Source organism: Gallibacterium sp. ZY190522, assembly GCF_054166015.1.
Genome location: NZ_CM135118.1, coordinates 1,853,233 through 1,878,289 on the forward strand (window position 1 = coordinate 1,853,233; position 25,057 = coordinate 1,878,289).

At 37.8% G+C, this 25,057-nt stretch carries 24 protein-coding genes; 6 read left to right on the plus strand and 18 right to left on the minus strand.

The window, feature by feature from the left end:
• Window positions 1-16: 16 nt before the first annotated feature.
• Window positions 17-1,090: a TrmH family RNA methyltransferase gene (locus ACXPAV_RS09010; protein WP_458003309.1), complete on the minus strand. Its 1,074-nt coding sequence runs from the start codon at window positions 1,088-1,090 to the stop codon at window positions 17-19.
• 143 nt (window positions 1,091-1,233) lie between these two features.
• On the opposite strand from ACXPAV_RS09010, the gene pssA reads away from it, so the two are divergent.
• From pssA to ACXPAV_RS09025, 3 genes are all read left to right on the plus strand, one after another.
• Window positions 1,234-2,592, plus strand: a complete 1,359-nt coding sequence (gene pssA / locus ACXPAV_RS09015; RefSeq protein ID WP_458003310.1) for a CDP-diacylglycerol--serine O-phosphatidyltransferase — start codon at window positions 1,234-1,236, stop codon at window positions 2,590-2,592.
• A 24-nt stretch (window positions 2,593-2,616) separates the two neighbouring features.
• Window positions 2,617-3,477, plus strand: a complete 861-nt coding sequence (locus ACXPAV_RS09020) for a YicC/YloC family endoribonuclease (protein ID WP_458003311.1) — start codon at window positions 2,617-2,619, stop codon at window positions 3,475-3,477.
• A gap of 151 nt (window positions 3,478-3,628) precedes the next feature.
• Window positions 3,629-4,519 (plus strand): IS256 family transposase, variant Zn-binding type, encoded by an 891-nt coding sequence (locus ACXPAV_RS09025; RefSeq protein ID WP_458004410.1) that lies wholly within the window; start codon window positions 3,629-3,631, stop codon window positions 4,517-4,519.
• A gap of 89 nt (window positions 4,520-4,608) precedes the next feature.
• On the opposite strand, the gene ygfZ is transcribed toward ACXPAV_RS09025, so the two are convergent.
• The 5 genes from ygfZ to rdgC form a co-directional block, all read right to left on the minus strand.
• A complete protein-coding gene (ygfZ, locus tag ACXPAV_RS09030) occupies window positions 4,609-5,499 on the minus strand; it encodes a CAF17-like 4Fe-4S cluster assembly/insertion protein YgfZ (protein WP_458003312.1) in 891 nt (296 codons plus the stop codon).
• A gap of 51 nt (window positions 5,500-5,550) precedes the next feature.
• Complete coding sequence (locus ACXPAV_RS09035; protein ID WP_458003313.1) at window positions 5,551-7,338, minus strand: DEAD/DEAH box helicase; 1,788 nt, start codon at window positions 7,336-7,338, stop codon at window positions 5,551-5,553.
• A 36-nt stretch (window positions 7,339-7,374) separates the two neighbouring features.
• The gene (gene nlpI, locus ACXPAV_RS09040; RefSeq protein WP_065231080.1) at window positions 7,375-8,295 is read right to left on the minus strand and encodes a lipoprotein NlpI; all 921 of its coding nucleotides are present in this window, start codon (window positions 8,293-8,295) and stop codon (window positions 7,375-7,377) included.
• Window positions 8,296-8,381: 86 nt separating this feature from the next.
• Entirely contained in the window at window positions 8,382-10,538 is a 2,157-nt protein-coding gene (gene pnp / locus ACXPAV_RS09045; protein ID WP_458003314.1) for a polyribonucleotide nucleotidyltransferase, read from the minus strand.
• Window positions 10,539-10,747: 209 nt separating this feature from the next.
• Window positions 10,748-11,656, minus strand: coding sequence for a recombination-associated protein RdgC (gene rdgC, locus ACXPAV_RS09050; RefSeq protein WP_458003315.1), 909 nt, complete (start codon window positions 11,654-11,656; stop codon window positions 10,748-10,750).
• A 78-nt stretch (window positions 11,657-11,734) separates the two neighbouring features.
• On the opposite strand from rdgC, the gene proC reads away from it, so the two are divergent.
• Together proC and ACXPAV_RS09060 are read left to right on the plus strand one after the other, a co-directional pair.
• On the plus strand, window positions 11,735-12,550 hold the full coding sequence (gene proC, locus ACXPAV_RS09055) for a pyrroline-5-carboxylate reductase (RefSeq protein ID WP_458003316.1): 816 nt from the start codon (window positions 11,735-11,737) through the stop codon (window positions 12,548-12,550).
• Window positions 12,550-13,722 (plus strand): 3-phenylpropionate MFS transporter, encoded by a 1,173-nt coding sequence (locus ACXPAV_RS09060; protein ID WP_458004411.1) that lies wholly within the window; start codon window positions 12,550-12,552, stop codon window positions 13,720-13,722. The genes proC and ACXPAV_RS09060 overlap by 1 nt, the downstream gene beginning before the upstream one ends.
• 68 nt (window positions 13,723-13,790) lie before the next feature.
• Here ACXPAV_RS09060 and ACXPAV_RS09065 read toward each other — a convergent pair whose 3' ends face one another.
• The 10 genes from ACXPAV_RS09065 to kduI all read right to left on the minus strand — a co-directional run bounded on the left by ACXPAV_RS09065 (window position 13,791) and on the right by kduI (window position 22,269).
• Window positions 13,791-14,846 carry a glycosyltransferase family 9 protein gene (locus ACXPAV_RS09065; protein WP_416107511.1) on the minus strand — a complete coding sequence of 352 codons (1,056 nt, stop codon included), beginning with the start codon at window positions 14,844-14,846 and terminating at the stop codon, window positions 13,791-13,793.
• A gap of 69 nt (window positions 14,847-14,915) precedes the next feature.
• Entirely contained in the window at window positions 14,916-16,082 is a 1,167-nt protein-coding gene (gene cgtA / locus ACXPAV_RS09070; RefSeq protein ID WP_458003317.1) for an Obg family GTPase CgtA, read from the minus strand.
• Window positions 16,083-16,096: 14 nt separating this feature from the next.
• Entirely contained in the window at window positions 16,097-17,044 is a 948-nt protein-coding gene (locus ACXPAV_RS09075; protein WP_335792890.1) for a DMT family transporter, read from the minus strand.
• Window positions 17,045-17,338: 294 nt separating this feature from the next.
• Complete coding sequence (rpmG, locus tag ACXPAV_RS09080; RefSeq protein ID WP_005542835.1) at window positions 17,339-17,509, minus strand: 50S ribosomal protein L33; 171 nt, start codon at window positions 17,507-17,509, stop codon at window positions 17,339-17,341.
• An 11-nt stretch (window positions 17,510-17,520) separates the two neighbouring features.
• A complete protein-coding gene (rpmB, locus tag ACXPAV_RS09085; RefSeq protein WP_013746215.1) occupies window positions 17,521-17,757 on the minus strand; it encodes a 50S ribosomal protein L28 in 237 nt (78 codons plus the stop codon).
• 216 nt (window positions 17,758-17,973) lie between these two features.
• The gene (locus tag ACXPAV_RS09090) at window positions 17,974-18,498 is read right to left on the minus strand and encodes a YgjV family protein (protein WP_458003318.1); all 525 of its coding nucleotides are present in this window, start codon (window positions 18,496-18,498) and stop codon (window positions 17,974-17,976) included.
• Between the two features lie 31 nt (window positions 18,499-18,529).
• A complete protein-coding gene (locus tag ACXPAV_RS09095) occupies window positions 18,530-19,837 on the minus strand; it encodes a TRAP transporter large permease (protein WP_458003319.1) in 1,308 nt (435 codons plus the stop codon).
• An 18-nt stretch (window positions 19,838-19,855) separates the two neighbouring features.
• Entirely contained in the window at window positions 19,856-20,341 is a 486-nt protein-coding gene (locus tag ACXPAV_RS09100; protein ID WP_197494784.1) for a TRAP transporter small permease, read from the minus strand.
• Window positions 20,342-20,394: 53 nt separating this feature from the next.
• Window positions 20,395-21,381: a TRAP transporter substrate-binding protein gene (locus tag ACXPAV_RS09105; protein ID WP_039154795.1), complete on the minus strand. Its 987-nt coding sequence runs from the start codon at window positions 21,379-21,381 to the stop codon at window positions 20,395-20,397.
• Between the two features lie 45 nt (window positions 21,382-21,426).
• Window positions 21,427-22,269 carry a 5-dehydro-4-deoxy-D-glucuronate isomerase gene (gene kduI, locus ACXPAV_RS09110; protein ID WP_039154797.1) on the minus strand — a complete coding sequence of 281 codons (843 nt, stop codon included), beginning with the start codon at window positions 22,267-22,269 and terminating at the stop codon, window positions 21,427-21,429.
• A gap of 278 nt (window positions 22,270-22,547) precedes the next feature.
• Here kduI and kdgR point away from each other — a divergent pair, with 278 nt between their 5' ends.
• A complete protein-coding gene (gene kdgR / locus ACXPAV_RS09115; protein WP_039154799.1) occupies window positions 22,548-23,345 on the plus strand; it encodes a DNA-binding transcriptional regulator KdgR in 798 nt (265 codons plus the stop codon).
• On the opposite strand, the gene kdgK is transcribed toward kdgR, so the two are convergent.
• Together kdgK and kduD are read right to left on the minus strand one after the other, a co-directional pair.
• Window positions 23,342-24,253: a 2-dehydro-3-deoxygluconokinase gene (gene kdgK, locus ACXPAV_RS09120; protein ID WP_458003320.1), complete on the minus strand. Its 912-nt coding sequence runs from the start codon at window positions 24,251-24,253 to the stop codon at window positions 23,342-23,344. The two genes, kdgR and kdgK, sit on opposite strands and share 4 nt — an antisense overlap.
• Window positions 24,254-24,278: 25 nt before the next feature.
• The gene (gene kduD, locus ACXPAV_RS09125) at window positions 24,279-25,037 is read right to left on the minus strand and encodes a 2-dehydro-3-deoxy-D-gluconate 5-dehydrogenase KduD (RefSeq protein WP_039154803.1); all 759 of its coding nucleotides are present in this window, start codon (window positions 25,035-25,037) and stop codon (window positions 24,279-24,281) included.
• Between the last annotated feature and the right edge of the window lie 20 nt (window positions 25,038-25,057).

Consider the following 25,057-nt stretch of genomic DNA (forward strand, 5'->3'; position numbering starts at 1 on the left):
GTATTTTATCAATAATCTAGAAATACCATTTAGACAACAAAACACCTGCGGTAACTGCCACATTTAGCCCAGTTGAAAGTGGATTAGTTATCGATAACGCCACATTAGTCACATCAGGATCGAGATCTTTAATCGTATTTTCCGACAACACAATTGCCACTTTGTCCTGTAACTCCAATTTGTTTAGTGCTATTGCCTGTTTAGATAAACTGGCACGTATCAGTTGATAACCTTCCTGCTTTAACAGATCTAACGCTAATGCCGAATGGGTAACTTCAAATAAACGCAAATATTCAATACCACCTTCAGCAACACGCATCGCTACCGAGCTTTGTACTGCATCAATCTTATCCGTTACTACATTTTTCACACCATAAAATGCGAGTGTTTTCAATACTCCACCAATATTCGCTACATTGCCGATGCCATCCAACACGACAATACAATCTCGTTTTCTAGGCGTTTCTAAATAACTTTTTAGCATTAATGGTGGACGTTTTTTCACTAATAAACAGATGCCACCGTGATGTTCTGTACCACTGACAAGCTGTAATTCGTCCCCTTTCACCACGTGATAAGCCTTTTTATTTTCTGCTAAATAGCTCATCATTTCACCGGCTTTTTTCGTTAATTCCTGCGTTACCCATAAACGCACAATATCTTGCGGACGATGTTCAAATAAAGCAAAACACGCCGCTTCGCCATAAACTTTCACCTCTTCGGCACGATTTTGGCGGATATTTTCTGGGGCTCGCGGTGATAATGCCCCTTTCTTTTTCATTTTTTGTTGTGGTGCATTGGATTTAATGGTTACCGTTACACTCCCCTCGCCAAGCGTACCTGCTTTATGTGCGGTAATCTGCTGTTTATCTCCCCAAATAGAACGTGGTTCGCGTGGTTGACGGAATTTATTTTGATTCAAAAAACCTGATCGTTTGTCATCATTGAAACGATCCTGTTTTTTATCGCCGAAACGCGGTTTATCTGAAAAACGTGATTTGCCTTTCTGATCACGTTCGGTGCGATCCTGACGGCGATTGTTTTCAGAAAAACGGAATTTATTTTCTTGAAAAACTGGTTTTTTATTCATTGGATTATTTTCAGGTTGGATAATAGGAAAATTTCGCCCATTATAACTGAAACAGTTGAGAAGTCTTAACAAATAATTGTAAACTTAAGCATTTTATAGAAAAGCGCAAAGCCATAATGGTAGCGCATAACCATAATTATATTATGTTACTATCAAGATTAGATCGTGCGAAAAAAAGATTAGCTCGTTTGCCTGCGTATACACTGGAAGCGCAACAGGTTGAAATTATCCTATCTTCCAAAGCATTTAAACAGCAGATACTGGAACTTATCAGCCAGGCTAAAAAACGTATTTATATTACTGCACTTTATTGGGAAAAAGATGAAGCAGGACAAGAAATTCTTGAGGCCATTTATCAAGCAAAACAGAATCATCCCGATTTAGATATTAAAATATTCGTTGATTGGCATCGTGCACAACGTGGACGCATCGGTGAAGATCAACAAAGTAGCAATGCCGATTGGTATGAGGCAATGCGTCAGAAATATGGATTTGATGATGTCATTGTTTATGGTGTACCTATCAATACCCGTGAGATTTTCGGCGTGTTGCATATTAAAGGGTTTATCTTTGACGATACTGTGCTTTATAGTGGAGCAAGCATTAATAATGTCTACTTACATCAACAGGATCGTTACCGCTACGACCGCTATCAAAAAATTACAAACCCACAATTAGCCGACTGTCTGGTTGAATTTATCCAACAAAATTTAAATGATATTTGTGCAGTAAATCGCCTCGATCAAGCGCGAAAACCAACCAAAGAGCTACGCCCTGCGATTCGTTCTTTCCGTAGAAATTTAATTTTAACCGGTAAATATCATTGTCGTACAAAACAACACCTTGAAGACGGCAGACTAACTATTACACCGCTGTTCGGGATTGGCAAAAACAATCTGTTGAATAAAGTGATTGAAGCTTTATTTATAGTTACTCAACAGAAATTAACAATTTGTACGCCCTATTTCAACTTTCCTCGTTCATTGCAACAACGAATTAGAACTTTGCTGCACGAAGGTAAAAAAATTGAAATTATCGTTGGCGACAAAACTGCAAACGATTTTTATATTCCGCCATCTGAACCGTTCAAAATGGCTGGGGCATTGCCTTACCTTTATGAGAAAAACTTACGCCAATTTGCAAAAAAATTTGCCGATTTTATCGATAATAAACAGCTTACTATCCGCCTATGGAAAGACGGTGAAAACAGTTATCACCTTAAAGGCGTTTGGGTTGATGACAATTACATTCTGCTCACCGGAAATAATTTAAATCCACGTGCTTGGCGTTTGGATGCAGAAAACGGTTTACTAATTCAAGATTTGGATCACAAGCTGACTGCTCAAACCTGTACCGAATTAGCTGAAATACGCACTTACACCACCATTCTTAACAGCTATCAACAACTGGATAAACCAAGCGATTATCCAGCACCGGTGCAAAAAATATTACGCCGTTTTGAGCGGATTAAAGCGGATCATTTGGTTAAGATGATTTTATAGTTTCACCAATAAGAGAAATGATGAATGATTTATAGTATGACAGCATTTGCACGCCACGAAATCCAAGCAGCATGGGGTTGTGCAGTTTGGGAAATTCGTTCTGTTAATCAACGTTATCTGGAAACTTTTTTTCGTTTACCTGAGCAGTTCAGAGCGTTAGAAAATACACTGCGAGAAACATTAAGACAACGCTTGTCACGCGGTAAAATCGAATGCAGTTTACGGATTGAATTAAATCAAGCAAAATCTGGATTAAACCTTAATCAAACGTTTGCTCGCCAAGTAATGGAAGCTTTGTATTGGATTAAAACTGAATTAAATGATGGTCAAATTAATCCGATTGATATTCTGCGTTATCCGGGGGTAGTGGAAAATGCCGGCGTTGACGTCGATGAGCTTGGTCAGGAGCTACTCACCGGTTTCAATGCATTATTGGATGATTTTATTGCTATGCGCGCACGAGAAGGTGAAAAATTAGCAGAAGCCATTCGTACCCGTTTACAGGCTATTGCCACCGAAGTGACATTCGTTCGTAATAAAATGCCGGAAGTGTTGCAATGGCAGCGTGAACGCTTATTACAACGTTTTGAAGAGGTGCAGTTACAGCTTGAACCGAGCCGCTTAGAACAAGAGATGATTTTGCTGGCACAGCGTATTGACGTTGCCGAAGAGTTGGATCGTTTGGAAATGCACATCAAAGAAACTAATAACATCATAAACAAAGGTGGTGTTGTCGGTCGCCGTTTAGATTTTATGATGCAGGAGCTGAATCGAGAATCCAACACATTGGCATCCAAGTCAATTAATACGGAAATCACCAACGCTGCGGTCACGTTGAAAGTGTTAATTGAACAGATGCGTGAGCAGGTACAAAATATCGAATAAGCAAAAGGCAGATCATTTGATCTGCCTTTAATTTTTAGGCATAGTAGACAAAATTGTTGCTAAAAAGTGGCTTAAAGCCTTATAGTACAAGGCTTTAAGCCCTCTTTTTGAAATATGAATAAAAAACTGCCCATTTTGCCAAAGTGCAGAAATAAAGAAACATGGCAAATTAAATAATTTTCAACGTTATTTTTGTCACCAATGCCATAAAACATTTACGTTCAAAAAGAAATTAGAGCCAATAAAAATTTGGTCTGATTACACTTGTGGAAAACAAACTTATCAACAACTTGCAATTAAATATCATTGTTCCGTTAGAACCATTCAAAGATATATAGATAAATCCCCCAAAACACCCTTAAAATTACCTCAAAATCGATACCTGAACATTATTATGGATACCACCTTTTTTGGTCGCTATTTTGGTGTTTTAGTGCTGATGGATTCAAAAACAAATAAGGTAGTTTGTTATCACTTTATACGAACAGAAAAGGATATTTATTACAAATTAGCATTAAATCGACTAAGAGAAAAAGGCTATATAATTCAAGCTATTACTTGTGATGGGAGAAGAGGATTAATGAAAGATCTTTTTAATACTCCGGTACAGATGTGTCAATTTCATATGATAGCTATTGTAATGAGAAAATTAAGAAAAAAACATCAATCATCAGCAGGTAAGGAATTAAAAATTATCACTAAAACAATAACAGAAAGTACAAAAAATGAATTTTATCTTCGCTTACATACATGGTATTTAAAGCACGAGATTTTTTTAAAAGAACGAAGTGAAAAAGCGAATGAAAAAGGCTATTTCCCATATAAGCATCGAAACATAAGAGGCGCTTATGACAGTTTAAAATGGTATATGAATTATTTATTCTCTTTTGAAAAGTATACTGAAATAAATATTGAAAAGACGACAAATAGGATTGAAGGATTATTTAAACATCTAAAACGTCAATTAAATAATCATAATGGCTTAACAAAACAGCATAAGATCATGTTTATAAAGGATTTTTTAAATAAAAAGAGTTGCTAATATTTTGAAAAATAAATATTAGCAACAAAATTGTCTACATGGCATAGTTTTTGATAGATCAGCAACAATTTTGTCTACTATGCCAATTTTTACTGTTCTTCAAATCTATTTTCCAGTAGCTGGTAAACTGCGCCATCTTCTTTTAAACGGAACGGCGTTTCCAGTGGCACATCTTTATTCAACACCACTTGTAGCCACGTTTGCTGTTGATAATGGGAAAAATTAATGATTGTGCCTGTTTTTCGCCATCCATTTTCTAACGCCATTTGCACATTTGTACCAATTTCTACTGTTTCAATCTCATCCGCCACCAAAGTAAACATCGCCAACTTATTTGCGCCACGATACTTAGCGCGTGCAATGGTTTCTTGACCAATATAACAACCTTTAGTGAACGAAATTGCCTGTTCCAAATGTTGTAAATTTAATGCCTGTGGAATAAATTCACCTTGTGCCATAGCGGTAAATAACGGCTCACCATTAACGATATTCAGCCATTTCCACTGTTCTGCCTGCTCCGCCTGTGCCTGCTCACTCTCACTGAATAAGAGGTAAAAATCATTCTCTGCATTAACACGTACTAATGTTTTATCTGCTGTTGTAGTGACTTCAGCATCGGTGATTAAATCATTCGGCAGACAATCTTCACTAAAGGCGGCAATGTGCAATTTTTTCTCGACAAAAGTAACTTTAGAAAAGACCGCATATTTTTTTAACTGCAGCAATGCTAACGGCAACAAACTTTTCTCAAATACAAACCAAAATTGTTGTGTAGAAAATTTTATCAATCGGAACAAAGAAATCACCTTGCCTTTTGGATCACAATGCGCCGCTAAGGTAGAGCTATTCTCTGCCATACTAACCACATCACAAGTTAATTGTCCTTGTAGAAATTTCTGGCTGTCTATGCCATTAATTTCAATTACACAATAATTATCCAATTTGGCTGCAAGCCCGTTGATATTATTCAAACTAGACATTTTTCTCTCCTTAGCGCAAAGATAGGGCTTGCAACACAAGCCCTATCTTCATTAATGTCGTGCAAATTTTTTGCGATTTTCTTTAAATTTTCGCTCTTTAGCAGAATGCGATTTCTTTGAGAAGGCTTCACCATCACGAGTTTTCTTATGTGATGAATGCTTGCCTTTATCTATATCTTTCACCATTTCTAATAAAGACATTTTCATTGGTTTTCCAACAACATAAGTGCGTTGGAAATGTTGTAATAAAGCTTTTGGCATATCTAGTGGTAACTCCACTGTTGCATAATGATCATACAATTTAATATGACCGATATAACGACTGCTAATATTACCTTCATTAGCAATAGCACCAACAATATGCCCAACTTCAACACCATCTGCACGCCCAACCTCAATGCGATACAGATCCATCGGCAATTCATTTCTTGCTCCACGACGTTCCACCGAACGAGGGTTTTCTCTGCGTTCACGACCTTTATAATCACGATTCTTCTCACGGCGTACCGGTTTGATTTCAGGATCAGGCGGTAGAATTAATTTCTGTTTACCCTGCAATAACATCATCATTGCTGCAGCAATATCTTCCTGTGATTGATCCGCCGCAAAAATATCTTCCAATAGACTGCGATATTGATCGAGATCGTGATGTTCCAACTGTGCTGTAATCCGCTGACGAAATTTATCACGTCTAACTTGTTGTAACTGTTCGTGATTTGGGATTTGCACCTCATCAACAGCCTTCTTCATCAAACGCTCAATGTTGCGTAACAAGCGTTTTTCCCTTGCTTCTACAAATAAAAGTGCACGCCCTGCACGCCCTGCACGCCCAGTACGACCGATACGATGCACATAAGATTCAGGATCAAGTGGAATATCATAATTCACGACTAAACTGATACGGTCAATATCAATACCACGTGCCGCTACATCCGTCGCCACAACAATGTCTAGGCGACCATTTCTTAATTTCTCCAATGTTTGCTCACGCAACTGTTGTGTCATATCGCCATTCAATGCAGCACAACGAAAACCATTTCGCTCAAGCAAATCAGTAACTTCAGTTGTACCGGTTTTAGTGCGAGTAAAAACAATAGCTGCATCAAATTCTTCCACTTCAAGAAAACGCACTAATGCTTCACTTTTTTTAAAGCCATTCACAAACCAAAAAGATTGTGTAATATCCGGTGCAGTTTGTTGTGTCGATTGAATTTTGATTTCTTGAGGTTCACGCATAAAACGGCGAGTAATACGACGAATTGGTTCAGGCATCGTTGCTGAGAACAACGCTGTCTGATGTAATTCAGGCAATTCTGCCATTACAGTTTCAACATCTTCAATAAATCCCATACGCAACATTTCATCGGCTTCATCAAGCACAATTGCTTTTAATGCACTTAAATCTAATGTTTTGCGACGAATATGGTCTAAAATCCTTCCAGGAGTACCGACAACAACTTGCGCTCCTTGCTTCAATGCACGAAGCTGAATATCATAACGCTGTCCGCCATAAACAGTAACAATATTGATACCTTGTAAATTTTTTGCAAATTGTTCACACGCATCTGCCACTTGAATAGCCAATTCACGCGTCGGTGCCATTACCAAAAGTTGCGGATATTTTTTATTAAGATCTATTTTTGTTAATAATGGCAGTGCAAAAGCCGCTGTTTTGCCACTACCTGTTTGTGCCATACCAAGCACATCTTCACCATTTAATAAGTGTGGGATACACGCTTGCTGAATTGGTGAAGGATTAATAAAACCTAGGTCTGAAATTGCAGATAAAAGGTTTTCCGGCAGACCTAAATCTGCAAAAGTCATTGTTTGTTCTGTCATGTAAATACCAAAGTATAAATTTTTGTTTTAATAATATTATGGCTTGCTTTGTGCTGGGGCTTTAGTTTCACTTAAACGCAAAAGTTCTAACAATGAAAAACGATATTCTACAAAGCTATAAACTTGATTCACCATTGCTAATTTAAATAGCGTAATCGCATCCTGTTGATGATTTTGCATTAATTGCTGTTTTGCCAAGTAAAAATAAGTTTCCGTTAAAACTTCTGAATATTGTGAGGAAGATTTGCCTGCATACTGCTTCATCCGTTGTTGTAATTCGGATAAAGAAATCTGCGTTAAATAATACTGTACAATATTCGTTCCCCAATATTGATTGGAAAGTTTATTTGCACGCTGTTTCAAACGAGAAAACGCCAAATCAGGGTTCTGTTTCAATTCATTGAAATATAACCAAAGTACGCGATAAGGGTTTGTCGTATCTTCTTGATAAAATTTAATTAAATCATCTTCCGCTCGTGCAAAACGGTTAGAATAATAGTAACTTAACCCACGATTAAAGAAAGCATAACTGTAATGAGGATCAAATGTCAGCACGGCATTGAAATAATCAATCGCAGCATCGTAATCCCCCTCAACTAGGGCATAAATCCCTAAATAATTATAAGCATCCACTATTGTTGGTTTGAGCTGAATCGCTTGAGAAAAATCAAATCTAGCCAATGTCCAAAGACCAAGACTATCGTATAAAACACCGCGTTCAAAATAAAATGCAGCACGATCTTCTCGATTCATTTTTTCTAATTGCAGCACTTGACTGAGTTTAGCAATAACTACTTCCTGATCAATATGTTCCTGCGGTTTGGTATCGGAAAATATTAATTGAGAATCCGTTCCTAAAACACGTAATGGTGAAGTAGAACACCCCATCAACAAAAAGCATAATGAAAAAAACGGAAAATAGAAAAATGAACAAACTCTTCTCTGCAATCGACACATAATACTGCCTTAACTAGCACTAAGCCCAACACTTGCGGCAAAAACACCGTGGCAAAACCACGGTGTTATTCGTCATTGCTTATATCTTACGCGTCTATTGAATGATCTTCAATTGCGCTGTTTTCATTTGTCGTTTCAGGCTCATTAACTGTTTTAGGTTGAAGGTCTTTCATTGTCAAACGAATACGCCCTTGACGATCAATTTCAACCACTTTAACTACCACTTCCTGACCAACTTGTAGATAATCACTGACTTTCTCTACACGCTCATCAGAAATTTGTGAGATATGAACCAACCCTTCTTTGTTGCCCAACACCGCAACAAATGCACCAAAATCAACGATACGAGTCACTTTGCCTTGGTAGATTTTATTCACTTCCACTTCAGCGACAATCTCTTCGATTCTAGACATTACCTCTTTCGCCGCATTGTTATCGGTTGCGGCAATTTTCACGGTACCATCATCATCAATATCGATTGAGGTTCCAGTTTCTTCAGTCAAACCACGGATTACAGCACCACCTTTTCCGATCACGTCTTTAATTTTCTTCGGATCAATCTTCATTGTATGAATACGAGGTGCGAAATCAGAAATATCAGCACGCGGTGTTTGAATCGCTTGTTCCATTACATTAAGAATGTGCATTCTTGCACTTTTTGCTTGGTTAAGCGCAATCTGCATAATTTCAGGCGTGATCCCTTCAATTTTAATATCCATTTGCAATGCGGTTACCCCTGCACGAGTACCTGCAACTTTGAAGTCCATATCACCAAGGTGATCTTCATCGCCAAGAATATCAGATAACACTACAAATTTATCATCTTCTTTTACCAATCCCATTGCAATACCAGCAACTGCCGCTTTAATAGGCACACCAGCATCCATTAATGACAAAGACGCGCCACAAACAGATGCCATTGAAGAAGAACCGTTTGATTCTGTGATTTCAGACACCACACGCACCACATAAGGGAACTCTTCTAAAGTCGGCATTACTGCAGCAACGCCACGTTTGGCTAAGCGTCCGTGACCTATTTCACGACGCTTCGGTGAGCCAATTAAACCGGTTTCACCTACAGAATATGGTGGGAAATTGTAGTGGAATAAGAAATGATCTGTTCTTTCACCGGTTAACTCATCAATAATTTGTGCATCACGTTCTGTACCTAATGTGGTAACTGCTAAAGATTGTGTTTCGCCACGAGTGAAAATTGCAGAACCGTGGGTACGAGGCAACACGCCGGTGCAAATATCCAATGCACGCACAGTATCAACGGTACGACCATCAATACGCGGCTCACCGGCTAAAATACGGCTGCGCACAACACGACTTTCCAATTCGTGGATAATATCGATGATTTTACCTTCAGTAATGCTTTCATCTTCGCTGTTTTCCGCTAAAACAGTAGCACAAACATCCGCTTTAATCGCATCAATCTGTTCATAACGTGCCTGTTTTTCAGTGATACGATAAGCCTCACCTAAACGTGCTTCAGAAAGTTCTTTGATACGGTTGATTAAAGCTTCGTTTTTAGCCGGCGCTTGCCAATCCCAACGTGGTTTACCCGCTTCTGCAGCAAACTCTTTGATGGCTTCGATTACAACTTGTTGTTGTTGATGACCAAAAACCACCGCTGCCAACATCTGTTCTTCAGTAAGAATATCCGCTTCAGATTCAACCATTAATACTGCTTTATCTGTACCGGCAACCACTAAATCCAAACGACTCTGTTTTTGTTCTGATATTGTTGGGTTAAGTACGAACTGATCATTAATAAAACCGACTCGTGCCGCACCAATTGGACCATTAAACGGCACACCAGATAAAGAAAGTGCCGCAGATGCACCAATCATTGCGACTAAATCCAGACTAATTTGAGGATTAACAGACATAACAGTCGCAATAATCTGAATTTCATTTAAAAAACCTTCCGGAAATAATGGACGAATCGGACGATCAATTAAGCGTGCAATTAAGGTTTCACCTTCTGAAGGACGCCCTTCACGTTTAAAAAAACCACCCGGAATACGACCAGCAGCATAACTACGTTCTTGATAATTAACAGTTAATGGAAAGAAATCTTGCCCCTCTTTCACATCTTTTTTTGCTACAACGGTGACAAATACACAAGTATCATCCATACTTGCCATTACCGCTGCGGTCGCTTGGCGTGCCATCGCTCCCGTTTCTAATGTTACGGTATGTTGCCCGTATTTAAATTGTTTCACAAATGGAGTCACAATTTTATCCTCTTATAAATAATGTTAAGTTAATGACATTTGTAATGACCCGTTTGCGACTAGCAAAAATATTTTCCCCACACAATTAAGAAATGAAAACACCATTAAACAAAAATATTTTTGTTAGCCGCACACAAAACGAGGTATTACAAAGTGTGCTATTATAGCGTGATTTTAAAACAGACGCATTGTTATTTTCTCAGGAAATCTTATTCTCCCAATTTTTTCTCACCTAATAATTCCAGCATTTTTTGCATAAATAGTGATAACTCACCCGTCATTAAGACAAAATCAGCATCAAATCGTTGGGCAACATCCTCTTTTAAAATGTCATCATTCTTCTCTTTAACCACATCAGCAAATTTTATTCGTTTTAAGGAAGTATCCTCATTAAAAATAAAACTAAAATGATCTTCCCATTCCAATGCCAATTTAGTTACAACCTTACCGGCAGAAAGGTGTCCCTGAATATCTTGTTCATAGAGGTCTTGATTTTTACAACGTAGCGTTGAACCTGTATCCAAATCTTTAAATTCCGCCTCTTCCAAGCAAGAAAGCCATTCAGGCAGGCTATCGGTCAATAACCAGTTCGTCATTGTCATAAATAACGGTTCAGCAAACGATAATGGTACTACAGGTAACGAGCCAAGCGACTTACGCAATAATGCCAACACATCTTCAGCTCTCTTGCTTGAGGCTGCATCAACATAAATTAAATCGTTTTGTGTATCAACCCACAAGGCGGTACGCTGATGACGGCTAAATGCTCGCGGCAATAATGTAGCAATCACATCATCTTTTAAGGATTGTTTCTCTGTCTTTTTCAATTTACGTTGCTGGGCTGCTTCAATCTCTTTAATTCGGTTTTCCAATGTTTCTTTAACCACATTGCTCGGCAACATTTTCTCTTCTTTATGTGCCACTAATAAGATCTGTCCGCTTACCTCAAAATGAAACATTTCGCTCTCTGCCAACGGCGCTTGCCAACCTAATTTTGTTCTATCACCTGCGCCGCAAGGGAAAAATTGCTGTAATGCTAAACTCTGCTGTAAGTTTTCTGTCGACCAGTCCAATTTTTTTGTTAAACGGTAAACTAAAACATTCTTAAACCAAAACATCGCTGTTTCCTTATAGTTATCTTCATAGCTGTCGGGTACAATAGCCGCTATTGTACCGTGATTTATGGAGAAAATCTTATGCAACAGAAAAAGATCGCCTTTATCGGCGGCGGCAATATGGCGCGTGCCATTGCATTGGGATTATTAGCGAAAGGCTATCAAGCAGATCACATTATGATTTGCGATCATAACGAAAACAAACGTCAAGCATTTGCCGAAAAAGGCATATTAACCACAGCGGTATCCACCAGCGCGATTGAATTTGCCGAAGTGATCCTGTTGGCGGTTAAACCACAAAATATGCAACAAACCTGCCAAGCATTTCAACAATACGATTTACAACAGAAATGGTTGATTTCCATCGCTGCCGGCATCAGCGTAGACACATTGCAACGTTATCTGCCTTCCGCTAAACAAATTGTACGTGTTATGCCGAACACACCAGCTTTGATCGGCGAAGGGATGTCCGGTTTATATGCCAATCCGAATGTTACTGCAGATTTTAAGCAGTACGCCACCGCACTTTTCAATGCGATTGGACAAAGCTGTTGGGTGGAAACAGAATCCAGCATTAATACTATTATTGCAACTTCCGGCAGTAGCCCAGCTTATTTTTTCCTCTTTATGGAAGCGATGCAAAAAACGGCGATGGCAATGGGATTGGATGAACAGCAATCACGTTTATTAGTGCAACAAACCGCATTGGGTGCAGCGCAAATGGTCATTAAAAATCCGGATTTATCCTTAGAAACGTTGCGTCATCAAGTCACTTCTAAGGGTGGCACCACTGCGGCGGCGATTAATGTGTTCCAACAACATCAGCTAGAACAGACGATTGCACAAGCAATGCAAGCGGCAGTGGCACGTGCGGAAGAGATGGAGAAATTATTTTGATTAAACTGAAATCAAATTATTGGCTCATTCTCAATTATTTTGGCTATTTCTGTGCCTATGGTGTGTTCGTGCCACTTATTCCGGTGTGGTTACAATCACAATCTTACAGTGATGAAAATATTGCTCTTTTGCTAGCTTCTGCCTACATATTCCGTTTCTTGGGAGGTATTTTCTTTTCCGGCAAAATTAAAGATACCGCTTATCTACCGGCAATGTTACGCAATCTGGCATTTTCCTCTGCTTTAGTTATTTTAATGATTGCCATCAGCTCGTGGTATTGGCACTCTTTTTTATTAATTTTTGTGCTATTTGCTCTGTTTAGTCTATTCAACGGTGCTGGAATGCCATTGCAGGATAGCCTTGCCGGTATTTGGAATCGACAAATCGGCTTGGATTATGGCAGAGTACGTTTAATTGGTTCATTAGGGTTCGTGATCGGAGTAGTAGTTTTTGGTGCATTAATTAGTTATCTTGGCGATTCTTCTATTATTTGGGTTATCTTGAGTTTATTAGTCGTCTATATTTTATACCAACTGCCAATCCCCGCGACACTTCCAATTTCTAATCAGCAAACCGCCCAAGCGGAAAGTATTAGTTATCGTCAATTATTATCCGAAGCTAACACTCGCCGTTTATTGATCGCCATTTCATTAATTCAAGGCTCACACGGTGCTTACTATGCTTACAGTACCATCTATTGGGTTTCACAGGGTATCGATCTGAAAACCACTAGCCTATTGTGGGGAATTTCTGTGGTAGCGGAAGTGATTTTGTTCTTTTTTGCTTCCAAATTATTTAAACATTGGAATATTACTACATTATTTACGCTAAGCATCATTGCTGCTGCTATCCGCTGGATGGCATTTCCAATATTAGGAAATTTAGCATTGTTGACCTTGTTACAGCTATTTCACGCATTAACTTACGCTGTCAGCCACTTTGCCACTGTTCGCTATATTTCTGCCCAACCCGATTCACATATCGCTAAGTTACAGGCGTTATATAACGGCATCAGCAACTGTATCGCTGTCGCACTGTTAACCGCATTATCCGGCGTTATTTACAGCTACAACCCGACTTTCGCCTTCTGGACAATGGCAGCTTTTGCCTTATCGGCATTACTGTTTTTACCGAAAACAAACTGCGGAAAGGTCACTGAAATTCGGGGATAAAACATAGTGTGTACAACAAGGTGCCAAAATGCCTTGTTGTACATAAAAAACAACATCTCCAATAAGATTTAATTTTCTGTTATTTGTTGATTTAACCAAGATATTGCATTTTGCAGATCAAAATTAAAGGTATCACTTGAGCTTCTTCCTTCAGTTAAAGAAACGAGCATCATATTCGCAACATTATCATTCGGCTTGGGTGACCAACGTATAATATTTGGTTGAAAATTAGCATAAAAACTTAATAATGGCTTGTTTAAGGCACAAGCGACATGAACTGTACCACTATCTACACCGACCACCAAATCACTGCTGCTAACAAAATACAAATAATCTTCCAGCTGCATTTTAGGCATTGATTTTATTTCTAAACGTGAGTGGATTAATGATTGAAGTTTCTTTAAATAATCATCCTCTTTCCCTATATAATTTAAGATAACTTCTACTTTATCAATTAACCCCCCCCCGATACCATTTAATAATTCCGCTATTTCTTCCACAGGTACTAAACGGCGACTTCCTTGTGGCGCAAGCAAGATCCTAAATTTACCTTTTGTCCATATGTTCTGTAAAACCGTAGGAATTTCATTAGGAAACTTTAACTCACACCTTCCATCAGGAATAGAAAAGTAATCAGCAAAAATCGAATGCTTAATAAAGTCTATATTATGAACATTATCTAAATTTTTTACTTGAACATCATAGTTCCTGACTTCTTGTATGTTTAATAATGGCTTATATTTTTTATCAAAAATAATTGTAAATTCAGGAGCTAAAATTTTATCTAAAATGATTTTAGATGAATTAAATGCATCCGGCATATCCAATAACACCTGCCATCTTCCGCGTTGTGAAAGAAAAGAACTAAAATTTTGTTCAATCATTTCATCTAGATAGGGGTTTAAAGCATAAACGGCTTTATTTGAATGTGTTACCAACATTCCAATCCTCACATTTGGATAAATCATTTTTAACTGTGTCACATAAACACTATTAATAATAGAATCTCCCAAAGCATTACCTGTTGGTCGAATTAAAATAGATTTAACAGATGAAAAATCAAAATTCTGAACTTGCTTTTTATATAAAAAAGGCAATAAAAGTATTTTTTTCAAGAAATACATAATAGATTATCCAATGATCTCGTTTATCAATATATATAACTAACTTATTAAACCCCATAAGAATTTAACTTAAGGTTTATAAATAATCTCCACACCCTCTTCGTCTTCTTCCGACCAATCATCATCCCAGTCATCGTCATCTTCTTCAACATCCGCCAACTGTTGCTGATGATAATCTTCCCATTTGAATTTAACCTCTTCATTCTCGGCAACAACCGCTTTTTCGCGCGGATTGGCTTCAATAAAGTCCATCACCTCTCTGACCAAATCCGGCACATTGCGCCCTGTTGCGGCGGAAATCAGATAATAATCACCGTCCCAACCGATACGCTCAACAATGTCTGCTGCACGCTGTTGCGCCTCTTCATCACTCAACGTATCTATTTTATTGAAAACCAACCAACGCGGTTTATCCGCTAATTTTTCGCTGTATTGGAACAATTCGGTTTCGATAATCGCAATATTATCTGCCGGATCACTCTCATCAATCGGCAGAATATCCACCAAATGAATCAACACACGACAACGTTCAAGGTGTTTTAAGAAACGCGTTCCCAAACCGGCGCCTTCAGATGCCCCCTCGATCAATCCCGGAATATCCGCAATCACGAAACTACGGTTTGTATCCACTTTCACCACACCTAAACTCGGCACCAATGTGGTAAAAGGATAATCCGCCACTTTCGGCTTTGCCGCCGACACCGCACGGATAAAAGTCGATTTACCGGCGTTAGGCAACCCCAACATTCCAACATCGGCAAGCAGCATTAATTCCAGCTGTAAATCACTTTTTTCGCCCGGTGTACCATTCGTTTTTTGGCGAGGGGCACGATTCACTGACGATTTAAAACGGGTATTTCCCAAACCGTGATAGCCACCTTTTGCCACCAACAGTTTCATATTATGCTCTGTTAAATCACCGATAATCTCTTTAGTATCGTTATCCACCGCACGCGTACCGACCGGCACACGTAACGTAATGTCATTACCACGATGTCCGGTGCAGTTAGAACTGCGCCCGTTCTCGCCTCGTCCTGCCGCAAACCGTTTTTCAAAACGATAATCTACTAATGTATTTAAATTTTCATCGGCAATGAGATAAACGTCGCCGCCATCACCGCCATCGCCGCCATCCGGGCCACCTTTTGGAATATATTTTTCACGACGGAAACTGACACAGCCATTACCGCCATCACCGGCTTCAACACGAATTAAGGCTTCATCAATAAATTTCATCTTGTTTTAATCTCCTATTGCGTCACAGGACGCTTTTTCAATAATTTATGTCCTAATGCCGAGCATAAAGCGCCTAATACTACAATAAAAGCACCAATATATGCCAAAGTATTTAATTCGGATGCCGGCACAATATCCGGATAGATTCGGTGGAAAGTTTCAACAAACACAATGGTAAACAAAGGCGTTAATGTAATAATTGAACTCACTTTGGACACTTCCCAACGGTTTAAGGCTTCGGCATAAGCACCATAAGCAATTAATGTATTTAAACAGCAATAGACTAAACATAATGCTATCGGCCAGGTCAAATTTTCTAATTTAGTCGGATGACTTAACGGTGTAAAAATTAATGAGGCACCGATATAAAAAATAAATAAAATCTGCTGTGAATTAAAACGGCGTAACAATAATTTTTGTGCAATCGCATAAGAAACCCAAATAATTGCCGCAGAAACGCAGATAATAACCCCCTTAGTGTAGGTGGTTAAACTGGTAAACAATTCGACTAAACGGGCGTTAAAGAAAGTCAGTAAGCCAATAAATAAAAGCAATGCACCAACTCTCTGGTTCCAGCTCAATTTTTCCTTAAAAATCAACACACCGGCAAGCATCATAATAAATGGAGACACCTGTCCGAGCACTTGCGAAACCGACGGATTAATATATTCCAACGAGGTGTTGAATAAAATAAAGTTTATCGCCAAACCTAAAGAACCGATTATCGTAATCCAGCGAAAACGCGGGTTAAACGCAATGCGAAACTTCGGCATTTTTCCTGTTGCCAGCAAAATGATCGCTAACCCCAGCATCGCAACCAAAAAACGCAACCAGACTATGGTATAACTATCCAAAACAGTTAAAACACGCTGCAATGCAAGCGGCAGAGATCCCCAACAGATCGCTGTCGTCAATGCCAATAAAAACCCTGATAGTGGTCGTTCTACTTGCTTTTGCTTCATCGTTTTTCCTTACTTTCTTCTCTTTCTGCTCAGAATACTCTCAATCTTTTGATGGCTCAATTCAGGAAATACTATACTTTTTTCATCAAAATGCCTAAATGACTGAAACTCCGTTCACAACGGTAGAATATTTATGTTTGAGAGGAACAATCTCTCGCAAATCAAGGCTACTCATAGAACAATGATTTATCCGTTATTCTGTGAGTTCAAACATTAAAATATAAAAAACTGCACCCATCAGTAAAAACCGTTGGGTGCAGTTAGAATTAAAAAATTTGACTTACAAAAAAACGATTATTTAATTTTCGCTTCTTTATAAATAACGTGTTTACGAACAACCGGATCAAATTTTTTGATTTCCATTTTTTCCGGCATATTACGTTTATTTTTAGTTGTAGTATAGAAATGACCTGTTTCAGCAGTTGAAACTAGTCTGATTTTCTCACGTGCACCTTTTGCTGCCATTGTTCAGCTCCTTAGATTTTTTCGCCTTTAGCACGAAGATCAGCTAAAACTGCATCGATGCCTTTTTTATCAATAATACGCATACCTTTCGCTGTTAAGCGTAAAGTTACGAAACGGTTTTCACTTTCAACCCAAAAACGATGGGTATGTAGATTCGGTAAAAAACGACGACGAGTTGCGTTCATTGCGTGTGAACGGTTATTACCAACTGCCGGACGTTTGCCTGTTACTTGACAGACTCTGGACATTTGTAATTCTCCAATAATTAACTAAAGCTTAAGCTCAACGGCTCGGATTACCAACATTCTAATTGGTTTAGATTTGTTAGCTACCTCGTCAGGTATTAAAACCCGACCCGCTACTAACTATATTAAAGGTCGTGGATTATACTCACTTTATCTTGATTTCTCAAGCCTGATCATAAAATACCTGCAGAAAAAGAGAAAAATTTCCTATTATTCTGACTATTTCATTGTATATTGCCGTTGCTCTCTATTTTGTAACACTAATCGTAAAATGGTAATAGCATTCATCACAATAACGGTAGATTCCAATAAAACTCCGCCAAATGAACCTACTAAAATATTATTTGTCAGCCAACAGCCTGACCCCACTAGCATCAACAGACGCATTGGAATACCTTTTAATAAAAAGAGAGAAATTGTACCAATGGTTGTACCGAAAATCGGGAAAAACTGCCACAAGGAGTCCGCTACTACATAACCGAAAATAATCCCTATAATAACAAAGAAAAGTGCAACATATTTTGAAGAAACATAAATCGATGTTGCTGTACGGCACGCCGACAACAACGAACTTAACGCTGAAACTGACGACCCTAATAAAATAAAATGCGACATATAGGTCAGATTCTGCACCAGCATCACAATCTTCAATTTTTTATCATTACGTTGATAAAAACTTAGCACACCTAAAATAAAAGCAAGTACACCTAAAAATTGTGGTAAGTTAAATATCTGTTCTAGCATATCGCATTGATCCTAAAAAATAGTTAGGAATTTATTTTACTAATCCCATTAATTCAGGAATAGACATTGAAATTGAAGGAAGATATGTCACTAACATTAATACCATAAAAATCGCAAAGAAAAACGGCAATAATGTTTTTATAACCTGTTCAATTTCAACATTTCCTACTTTACAACCTGTAAATAGAATTGGTCCTACCGGTGGGGTAATTGTTCCTAATGATAAATTAAATACTAATAAAATACCGAATTGTACAGGACTCATCCCCAAAGACATACAAATAGGTAAAAAAATCGGTGTAAAAATTAATACCGCCGGTGTGGGATCCATAAAGGTTCCTACCAATAAAAGAATTAAATTTATAATTAATAAAATCAATATTGGATTATCTGTAATAGATAATAATCCGGAGGCAATCATATTAGGAATCTGAGTAAATGCCATTACCCAAGACATTACAGAAGAGGTTGCCAACATAAAAATAACAATTGCAGACATTTTAGCCGTTTGTAAAAAAATTTGCGGTAGCATCTTCAAAGAAAGCGTTCTGTAACACAAACTCAATATTAATGAATAAACAACAGCAATCGCCGATGCTTCTGTTGCAGTAAACACTCCTGCAAGTATTCCCCCAATAACAATAATGACTAACGATAAACTTGGAATAGCTGCCAAAGCAATCTTCACACTGTCTTTGCAAGTCACTTTCTCTTTTGCAATATAACCTCTTTTTTTAGCCATAAATCCGGCAATAATCATTACCGCAACGCCCCATAAAATACCGGGTAAATAACCCGCCATAAATAAAGCAGAAACAGACACACTTCCAGCTACAGTTGCATAAACAATGATGGTATTACTTGGTGGAATTAACATTCCTGTTGGTGCTGAAGCAATATTTACTGCGGCACTATATCGGGGATCATACCCTTCTCTTTTTTCAATTGGAGTCATAATGCCGCCAACTGCCGCCGCTGAAGCGACTCCGGAACCACTAATCGAACCAAATAACATATTAGAAAGAATCGTTGTTTGAGCAAGAGATCCCGGTAAAAAATGACTAAAAATTTTAGCAAAATTGATTAGGCGAATAGCAATACCACCACTATTCATTATATTTCCTGCCAAAATAAAAAATGGTATAGCCAATAATGCAAAAGAATCCAATCCAACAAAAATACGTTGTGCTGAAGTGACCATCCCTCCTTGAAAAGGTAGTATTGCTAACATTGCAGCGACAGAAGATATACCGACACTAATACTGATCGGTGTTCCGATCACTAAGAAAAATACTGTACCTACCAACATAATAAGTGCAGCAGTCGTTGCTAAATCCATAGTTTCCTCCCATGAAATTTATTTTTTTGTGCAGTGATAAAACGTGGCTAAATTACAAATAGAATAAAAAACAATAATTGCTCCACTAATAGGAATTGCTGAATAAATAACACCGATCGGAATTTGCAATGCGGAATCTAATTGGAACATCTGTCTAACAGTTGCACTATAACCACCAATAATCATCACCCCAATAGCAAACGTTGCAATTACTATTTCAGAGATAGAATCAGCAACCACTTGTAATTTCGGAGGAAATTTATTTTTCAGAAAAGCGATTTCCATATGTTCCCTTAAGCCAAAAACATAAGCACCGGCAAATAAAATTAACCAAACGAATAAATAACGAGATAATATTTCACTTACTGCACTTGGACTATTAAATACATAACGCACAACAACTTGATAAGTAATCAATACCGTCATTAAGCCAACAATAAAAATACATATCCATTCAATGGCTCTATCTAAAATTTTCTTTATTAACAACAAAATATCAAACACCACACACCTCCTAAAATAAATAAGGATAGGCAAGCAGCCTATCCTTTAAGCATCTATTTCAATGCAATAATTTTTTCATACAATGCTTTTTGTGCTGGCGTTTTGATTAATTCCTCTTGAAGTGGTTTGCAACTTTCTTGGAATGGTGTTGTATCTACTTCAACGAAAGTAGCTCCTTTCTCTTTTGCAAAAGCTTCCGCAGTTTTAATTTGATCATTCCATAACTCAAATTCTTTTTTAGTGCTTTCTCTAGCAAGCTTTTTCAAAGTTTCCTGATCTTTTGGCGTCATAGTGGAAAGAAAAGCATCACTCACAACCAATAAATCTGCTACGCGTAAATGTCCTGTACGAGAAAAATACGGTGCTACTTCATATTGTTTCAAATCCGCATAGGTAATCTCATTATTTTCTGCACCATCCAATACCCCTTGTTGAATTGCCGTATAAACTTCACCTTGGTTCATTGGAACTCCGGTACCGCCCATACAGGACAACATTTTAATCATTGTATCTGACTGTAATACTCTGATTTTTTTACCTTTCAAATCTTCTTTAGATTTAATTGGACCACCTTTGGTATAAAGGCTCCTCGCACCTGCAGTATAAGCAGTTAATACCTCAAAACCGAACTTCTTAGTGGAAACAAACAAATCATCTAAAATTCCAGAGGTAAACACTTTCTCTTGATGTGCAGTATTGGCATAAACATATGGAATACCCAATACAGCAAAGGTCTTATCAAAATTTTCTACTAAAGGATTAGCAACAACAGCCATTTGGATAGCTCCATTCTGCACTAATTCTAATGAAGCTCTCTGATTCCCTAATAATTCATTAGGAAAAACATTCACTTTATAACGACCGTCCGTTGCTTTGGAAAGTTCTTTTCCAAATTGTTGCAATGCTTGATATTGAGGATGTTTATCAGATTGGTTAAAAGCAATTTTTACCTCTGTTGCCGCTAGAACAGAAGAGGAGTAAATCGCCGTAATAGCAGCCGCAAAAAGAGTTGCTTTTTTAGATAATTTGAAGACTTTCATAATTACTCTCCTATAGTGGATAATTCATAAATTTTTAAAATAGTGCTAACGTAAATCCTGCATTGAAACAAAATCCATATCATCGAAAGTTTGATTCTCGCCAACCATACCCCACACAAAACTGTAATTTTTCGTACCACAACCTGAATGGATAGACCAACTTGGTGAAATAATTAATTGTTTATCGCGAACAACAATATGACGGGTTTCTGTTGGTTCTCCCAAGAAATGGAACACTACTTGATCAGGTTCAATATTAAAATAGAGATACGCCTCCATACGGCGTTCGTGTGTATGAGCAGGCATCGTATTCCATACGCTACCTTTTTCTAATTCAGTCATTCCCATACATAATTGACAAGTTTCCAAAACTTCAGGATGAAGATATTGATTAATTGTGCGGGCATTGGAATTTTCTAATGTCCCTAATTTGACTTTTCTGGCATCAACATATTTAATCAACTTACTAGGAAATGTGCGATGAGCAGGCGCACTTAATCCATATAACACAGCCGGAGATTTATCATCTTTAGATGAAAAAGTGATCTCTTCTGTTCCTTTACCTAAATAAATTGCATCTAAATGCCCTACAGTGAAACTTCCTTGTTTAGTAGTAATAACCGCTGTACCGCCTAAATTAATAATTCCTAATTCTCTACGTTCTAAGAAAAATTCTGTACCAAATGATTTTTTATCAATCACTTCATCTAACGATAATATTTCCCCACTATTTGGAATAGCACCCAAGGCAACTAAACGGTCAATATGGCTATAAACAACATTAATCTTGCCGGGCTGAAATAAATCCTCACAAAGAAAGGCTTCACGAAGACGTGTTGTATCGTAATGTTTTGCATCCTCTGGATGCATATTGTGTAAAATTTTCATTTTTACCTCCTAAAAAATTAGAATTACTCTAAATTAGTTTTTTTGTATCGTCTATCAAAAAATTCAAAATTTGTGATAAAGATCTAAAAAAATTAAAACAATGTTTTATTTTTATGAAAAATGATTCTTTAATTATGTATTTTAGACAAACATATCCCCCTCAAGTTAACTTAATGTGAAGAATAATGTTTGATTAGGTCTCAGGATATTCCTAATTAATAACCAATTGTTTATAATTTAACATCTGTAATGATATAAAAATTGATGCCTATAGAAATATGAAAAAAGAAAATGCACCTGAAGCTGTGGCTTCAGTAATGAAAGTATTCAGTATTTTAGAAATCCTATCGGAACAAAAAGATATCGGAATAACCGAACTGTCTCAGAAATTAATGATGTCAAAAAGCACAACCTATCGTTTTCTACAAACAATGAAAACTTTAGGGTATGTTTATCAGGAAGATGATAGTGATAAATATGGATTAAGTTTAAAACTATTTGAGCTAAGTGCTAGATCATTAGAATATGTTGATCTTATCTCTTTTGCAGATAAAGAGATGCAATATATTGCAGAACAAACCGGTGAAGCATTGCATTTAGGGATTCTCGAAGGGCACGAAATTGTTTATATGCATAAAATTGATTCAAAATATAATCTTAGAATGCAATCCAGAATAGGACGAAGAAATCCTCTTTATAGTACGGCTATTGGAAAAATTCTGTTATCCGGAGTATCTGATGATGAAGTTCGTACAATTTTGGCTGATGTTGATATGGTACAATCGACCAAAAATACAGTTGATAATGTTGAAAAATTAATTCCGGAGTTACATTCAGTAAGGGAAAATCATTATGCCGAAGATAATGAAGAACAAGAAGAAGGTTTAATCTGTATTGCCGCACCGGTTTATAACAGATTGGGGCAAATTATTGCAGGCATATCAATTTCTTTACCAACAATCCGCTTTAAAGAAAAGGATCGCCCATATTTAGTCAATTTATTACAGCAGGCAGGAAAGCACATCTCCGAACGCTTAGGTTTCTATGGCTATCCTGCGCTACAAAACCATAATTAAATTGATGGCATTGCAATTTTTGGAATAATCGCTCCTTTGTGTTGAATGACGGTTCCAGCCAACAAATGCCCTGCTTGTGCTGATTCCACAATGGTTCCGCCTTGCAGGCGTTTTGCCAAATATCCGGCACTAAAAGAATCACCGGCGGCAGTGGTATCCACCACTTTTTCTACACGTGTAGCTTCTACTTGATAACGTTCCGATTTAGTGGCTATTACACAAGGTTCTTTCCCTCTTTTCACCACGACTTCTTTCACACCTAATTCCAATGCTTGTTGAATAGACTGTTCATAATCAGTAAAACCGAACAGAGTCTGATCATCCTCAAAGGTTAAAAATGCAATATCAGACAGCGCCAATATCCTTTTATAAATATCTCTTGCTACTTCAACATTTTCCCATAATGCCGGACGATAATTATTATCAAAAATCACCTCTATGTCAGCCTGTGCGATTGCTTCCAATAACTTCTCTCGATCACGATTCGGCAAAATTGCCAAGCTAATACCACTCAAATAGAGATAAGAATAACCAGAAAGCAGGTTTGCTATTTCATTAATAGACAAATCTGCTAACCAGTAACGTGCAGCAGCATCATTACGCCAGTATAAAAACCGACGCTCACCTTGAGAATCAGTTTTAATCATATATAAGCCGGGCTGTTTATTGGCAACGACAGCGACCGCATCAGTATCTATATCTTCTTGTTGCCAATAATTGACCATCGCCCGACTTAAATCATCTTTCCCTATTCCAGTAAGATAGGACACTTTTGCTGAAGTACCCAACAATCGAGAAAGATAAATCGCCGTATTAAGCGTATCCCCCGCAAATCCCTGACGATAACAGTCATTATCGTTCCAGAGTTCAATCATACATTCACCTAAAATTGCAATTTTTTTCTCCATTTATTGATACCTCACTATTTAATTACTATCTGGCCAACCAGCCGCCATCTACTGCAATCGTATACCCGTTAATATAATCTGAAGCGGCAGAAGCTAAGAATACGCAAGGTCCGGCAACATCTTCTGGCAGTCCCCATCTTCCTGCCGGAATACGCTCTAAAATTTCCTTGCTTCTTGATTCATCACTACGTAATGCTGCGGTATTATCCGTTGCCATATAACCAGGGGCAATCGCATTAACATTAATGTTATATTTTGCCCATTCATTGGCCATTAGACGCGTAATCCCCATCACTCCACTTTTAGATGCAGTATAAGATGGAACACGAATACCACCTTGGAATGAAAGCATTGAAGCGATATTAATAATCTTACCGCCAGATTGTTGTTTGATAAACTGTTTTGCAACTGCTTGAGAGAAGAAAAAGACACTTTTTAAATTAATATTAATTACATCATCCCAGTCTTTTTCACTGAACTCAATCGCATCCTGACGACGAATAATACCCGCATTATTTACTAAAATATCAACTTTACCAAAAGCTTCAACTGCTTTTTCCACGAGCGAAGTAATTTGATCCTGTTCCATTAAATTTGCCGGTAAGTTAATGAAACGTCTGCCCAATGCCGTAATCTTTTCTGCAGTTTCTGAAGCATCACTCAGATTCACTCCGACAACATCACAGCCTGCGGCAGCAAGACCCAAAGCCATTCCTTGCCCCAATCCAGTATTACATCCTGTAACAATTGCCACTTTCCCTGATAAATTAAATTTCTCTAACATTTTTTCCTCCTTAATCAAAA